This is a genomic window from Phytoactinopolyspora endophytica (genome assembly GCF_004138495.1).
Classification (GTDB): Bacteria; Actinomycetota; Actinomycetes; order Jiangellales; family Jiangellaceae; genus Phytoactinopolyspora; species Phytoactinopolyspora endophytica.
The window spans coordinates 77,022-82,076 of the sequence record NZ_ML142872.1 but is presented as its reverse complement, the minus strand read 5'-3'; the positions used below and the strand labels follow the sequence as shown (position 1 = coordinate 82,076).

The 5,055-nt window shown below is 64.3% G+C and carries 6 protein-coding genes; 3 read left to right on the top strand and 3 right to left on the bottom strand.

Going from position 1 to position 5,055, the window contains the following annotated elements; all coding sequences use genetic code 11:
* Nucleotides 1-661 (bottom strand): ABC transporter permease (locus ELR45_RS30995; RefSeq protein ID WP_165368254.1); only part of this gene is annotated, 661 nt, incomplete at its 3' end.
* A gap of 3 nt (nt 662-664) precedes the next feature.
* Complete coding sequence (locus tag ELR45_RS30990; RefSeq protein ID WP_129669728.1) at nt 665-1,366, bottom strand: ABC transporter permease; 702 nt, start codon at nt 1,364-1,366, stop codon at nt 665-667.
* A gap of 24 nt (nt 1,367-1,390) precedes the next feature.
* Between ELR45_RS30990 and ELR45_RS30985 the strand changes: the two genes are divergently transcribed.
* The gene (locus ELR45_RS30985; protein ID WP_129669727.1) at nt 1,391-2,545 is read left to right on the top strand and encodes an ABC transporter ATP-binding protein; all 1,155 of its coding nucleotides are present in this window, start codon (nt 1,391-1,393) and stop codon (nt 2,543-2,545) included.
* 44 nt (nt 2,546-2,589) lie between these two features.
* On the opposite strand, the gene ELR45_RS30980 is transcribed toward ELR45_RS30985, so the two are convergent.
* On the bottom strand, nt 2,590-3,168 hold the full coding sequence (locus ELR45_RS30980) for a hypothetical protein (protein ID WP_129669726.1): 579 nt from the start codon (nt 3,166-3,168) through the stop codon (nt 2,590-2,592).
* A 226-nt stretch (nt 3,169-3,394) separates the two neighbouring features.
* Here ELR45_RS30980 and ELR45_RS30975 point away from each other — a divergent pair, with 226 nt between their 5' ends.
* Both ELR45_RS30975 and ELR45_RS39780 read left to right on the top strand, forming a co-directional pair.
* On the top strand, nt 3,395-4,129 hold the full coding sequence (locus ELR45_RS30975) for a class E sortase (protein ID WP_129669725.1): 735 nt from the start codon (nt 3,395-3,397) through the stop codon (nt 4,127-4,129).
* Between the two features lie 316 nt (nt 4,130-4,445).
* On the top strand, nt 4,446-5,055 hold a 610-nt coding region (locus tag ELR45_RS39780), incomplete at its 3' end, for a helix-turn-helix domain-containing protein (RefSeq protein ID WP_205857612.1).

Here is a 5,055-nt window from a genome sequence, read left to right as displayed (position 1 = left end):
GGCGAAGCGGGTCCACCCGACGCTGAACCCACTCCATCACGCCCTCGACGAGCAGCGCCATCGCCGCCACCAAGATCGCCCCCGCGATCAGCTGAGGATAGTCGCCGCGGCCGAACCCGCTGGTGATGATCCGGCCGAGCCCGCCGCCGGCCACCAGCGCGGCGATGGTCGCCGTTGCCACGATCTGCACGGCGGCCAGCCGGACACCGTTCATGATGAGCGGAACCGCCAGCGGGAGCTCTACCTTGCGCACCACCTGAACAGCGTCCATGCCCATGCCACGAGCCGCGTCTACGGCGTCCCGGTCCACCTCGCGCATGCCGACATAGGTGTTGGTCAACAGCGGCGGCAGGCCGAACACGACGAGGGCGATGATGGTGGACCAGTCCGAGAGCCCCAGCGGCGTCATGGACAGTAGTACCAGCGCAGCGAACGTCGGGACTGCACGGCCGACATTGCTGATGTTGATCGCCAGCGTCCCACCGCGGCCGATGTGGCCGAGCCAGAGTCCGACCGGTATCGCGATGACGCACGCGATCAGCAATGATATGGCGGTCAGCCACATATGCTCGGCGAACCGCGTCGGCACGCCTTCAGCGCCACTCCAGTTCTCGCCGTCGCCCAGCCACCGGAGCGCGTCGATGAAGTCGTCGATGTTCATCGTTCAGCTCACCGTCCTGCGCCATGGCGTGCCGAGCCGCTGTGCCCCGACCAGCACCAGGTCGGCGACGAGTGCGAGCAGCACGCACAGCACCGATGCGGTCAACACCTCTGCCCGGAAGTTGCTCTGCAGCCCCTGGAAGATGAGCTGACCGAGGCCGCCATGGCCGACCAGAACGCCCAGGGTGGTCAACGCCACGGTGGAGACCGCGGTGACTCGCAGCGCCGCGAAGATGGTCGGTAGCGCGAGCGGCAGCTCGACCTTGAGCAGTAGCCGGACGCCGTCGTGGCCCATCCCAACCGCTGCCTCTCGCACGTCGGCCGGGACCCCGTCCAAGCCGGTCAGGATTCCCCGAACCAGAATGGTCAGCGAGTAGAGCACAAGACCGATGACCACTGTGGTCACCGTCAGCCCAGTGACCGTGAACAGTAGCGCGAACATCGCGATCGACGGAATCGTGTACAGGACGGTGGACGTTCCGAAGATCGGCGCCGCCAGCCGCCGCCACCGGCGTATCGTCAACGCCAGGAGTATCGAGACGACGAAGCCGATCGCCACCGACATGACCGTGATCACCACGTGTTCGCGGAGCGCGTCAACGATGAGGTCGGAGCGCGACTCGACGTACTCGCGACAGATCCAGTCGTTGCGCGTCATGCAGTTCTCGGGGAGGGTGGCACTATGAACGGCCTGGGAACGTCCCATCCACACGACAGTACCGAAGACTCAATGATCCGTCTCGACCGCGTGTCGAAACGCTACCCAGACGGAACGGTGGCCGTACACGAGCTCTCCCTCGATGTCGCCAAGGGCGAGCTCGTTGTGCTGGTCGGGCCGTCGGGTTGTGGCAAGACCACGACCATGAAGATGGTCAATCGGTTGGTCGAGCCCACCGGCGGCCGGATCTTCGTGGACGGCGCCGAGGTCACCCACAGCGACCCGGTGAAACTCCGCAGAGGCATCGGCTATGTCATCCAGAACGTGGGGCTGTTCCCGCACCGTTCGATCGAAGAGAACGTCGCCGTCGTGCCGGAACTGAGCGGATGGCCGAAGGCGCGCCGCCGTCAGCGGGCCCGTGAGCTCCTGGAGCTCGTCGGCCTCGAGCCCGGCATATATGCCGGCAGATACCCGCACGAGCTCTCCGGCGGCCAGCGACAACGCGTCGGAGTGGCTCGGGCACTGGCCGTGGATCCGCCGGTGCTGCTGATGGACGAGCCGTTCAGCGCAGTCGACCCCGTCGTCCGGTCCCAGCTACAGGATGAGTTCCTCAGGCTGCAGGACGATGTACGCAAGACCATCCTGTTCGTGACGCACGATATCGAGGAGGCCGTCCGACTGGGCGACCGGATCGCGGTCTTCGCCCAAGGCGGCAAGCTGGAGCAGTTCGACTCCCCGGCGGCCATTCTCGGTGCTCCCGCCACCCCGTTCGTCGCTGACTTCGTCGGGTTCGACCGCGGCCTCAAGCGGCTGTCGGTGACGCCGGTGACCGAAGCAGTTCTCGAGCATCCACCGGTCGTCCGAGAGGACGACTCCGTGGTCGCGGCTCAGGCGGCAATGGGGGACTCACGGTGGGCCGTCGTCCTCAACGGCGACGGAGGCCTTGCCGGATGGATCGGACAAGACATGACCGCGCGGGACAGTGCTGTCCGTGACCATGCCCGGCGCATGGAAGCCTGGGTAGCGCTGGACAACAGCCTCAAGGTCGCGTTCGCGGAGATGCTTCAGTGGAATGCGGGCTGGATCGCCGTGCTCGATGACGACGACCGTTACCTCGGCGTTCTGACGCCGTCGACGTTGCACGCGGCGCTGCGCCGTTCGGTGGAGGCGGACAATAAGGCGATCGATCCCAGCCAGGTCGATCTGATCACGGTCAGCGACCTCTAGATGTACTCAGCTTCCCGCCGGGCGCTACGCGCCTACGCATTTCCCTACGCGGTCCGCTCCTCCGGCGGGTCGTAGGCGACCGAGTTGTCCGAGGCCTCTGGCAACAGGTCACGATTCTTGTCTTCCCATGCGACCAGGTCCACGACGGTGGGAGCATCCGACAGATCAGGCCATAGGTCGTTCCACTCGGCTTCTGCTCGACGGGCCAGCTGGTCACTAGGCGTCGATGCTCCCTGCCGGGCATTGCGCGAGTACGTGAGCTCAACCTCGAGCTCGTTCGCCTGTTTCCGGATGGAGTCGATGCGCTCGCCGGCGACGTCCAGCAGCCCGACCATGTGATCGGTGAACTGCCGATGCTCGTCGGAATAGCGAGCGTGCACCTCGGAATACTCGGCAGCCTGATCCGCACGGACCGTGGCCACCTCCACTCGCAACTGCCGTTCGAGGCGGAAGACCAACACGCCGAGCACGACAGAGACGACACCACCCGCCACGGCGGCGATCATCGGCCAGGCGCCACCCACCACGAGGGCGACCGCTGCCAATGCAGCGGCCAGCACCGGGGTGACAACGGCCAGCACACGGACAACGGCGAGACGACGGCGGTGACGGACAGAGGCCATGCGGGCCACCGTACTCCCTCGCATCATCAGAAACGCGTGTCACACGCCGACAAATCCGGAAAGATCGGAGTGCCGTTCCAGTGGTAACTCATATCTGAGATAGGTTCGCCGCGCGCGTCGGGCCTACGTGACACGCGCCTTCGCCCCGCGGGACGTGTCGGCGCTTTGGCATGACAACCCAAACGACGGGTGATCATTTGCGGCAAGTGTGCCTACACTTCGGGGTATGCCGCGACATGCACAAAGGGGACGTCGGCGAGCGCCACGTAAGAAGTCTTCGGGTCGTAGTGCCACATCGATCGTCGCCGGTGGCGTAGGCGAACTGATGCTGACGGCTGGAGCCGTCGTGTTGCTCTTCGTGGTGTACACGTTGTGGGGAACCGGGCTTCAGACCGCTCGTGCACAGAACGACCTTGCTCAGGACACGCAGAACTGGGGACACGAGGAACAGTCAGCCGACGGCCAGCAGCCTGAGACCGAAGACATCGAGCTCGGCGAGGCGTACGCGATCATCAAGATCCCACGGTTCGGAGATGATTGGGGCGGAGACGACGGATACGTAGTTGTGCAAGGCACCGAGGAAGACGATCTGAAGAACGGTCCAGGCCACTACACCGACAGTGTCGACCCAGGTGAACTGGGGAACTTCGCGGTCGCCGCGCATCGCTCGGGACATGGCTGGGTGTTCGAGGACTTCCCTGAACTCAGGGTCGGCGACCGAATAGAGATCATTTCCCCCAATGGAACCTTTATCTACGAACTCGACGACGCACCCAGCGGTGATCCTGACGGCAACAAGATCAACATCGACGACACGTGGGTGGTTGACCCAGTGCCGGGCGAAGGGCCAGACGTTGAACCCACAGATCGGCGTATCACGCTGACCACATGTTGGCCCCGCATCGGATCGTCGCATCGAATGTACGCCACCGGAACGCTGATCGAAGGGCCAGAGCTTTAACTCAACAGCTTCCGTTGTCGTGTGAAGGATGAAGCCGGCGCGGGAGCTGATTATCCGCCAGACCCACCTCGAGGTCAGCTGACCGAGTCTCACCAAGCGCGCACCGATGCCAGACGGCAACCACTGGGCCGAGACATTCGGATGCTCGGTAGGCTTCAAGATCGTCTGTTTGACGCCATCCCGTGAGACAGCCCGCCACAGTCCCAAACAGCCATCGATGGCCAACGGTGAAATACCTGCTCAGAGTCGACTTGCCACGACTCGCCAAAGATCCAATGTGCGGTGGTAACTCATATGTGAGATAGGGTTTCGGCTCGTGGCAGATGACTACCTACGCCGAATCGGCTCCTTGATACGTGACTCACGACTCCACCACGGCTGGACCCAGAACCAGCTCGCAGACCAGCTCGGTACAAGCCAGAGTGCCGTCAATCGGATAGAGAAGGGACACCAGAACCTCAGTCTCGAGATGATCGCCCGGATCGGTGAGGCCCTCGACAGCGAGATCGTCACCGTGGGCCAGCCCGAGCCCTCCCATCTGCGGGTGACAGGCGGCCAGCAACTCTCCGGCAGCATCACAGTCAAGTCCAGCAAGAACGCCACCGTTGCCCTGCTCTGCGCGAGCCTGCTCAACAAGGGCCGGACGGTCCTGCGGGGCGTCGCCCGGATAGAGGAGGTCAACCGGATCCTTGAGGTACTCGAGAGCATCGGCATCAAGACCCGCTGGCTGGGTGGCCGGGACCTCGAGATCGTACCGCCGGAACGGCTCGACCTCGATGCCATGAACGTCGATGCCGCGCGGCGCACGCGCAGCGTCATCATGTTCCTCGGCCCGCTACTTCACCGCGAGGACCGGTTCAAGCTCCCATACGCGGGCGGATGCAGCCTGGGGACCCGTACGGTGCTACCGCACATGGCTGCGCTGC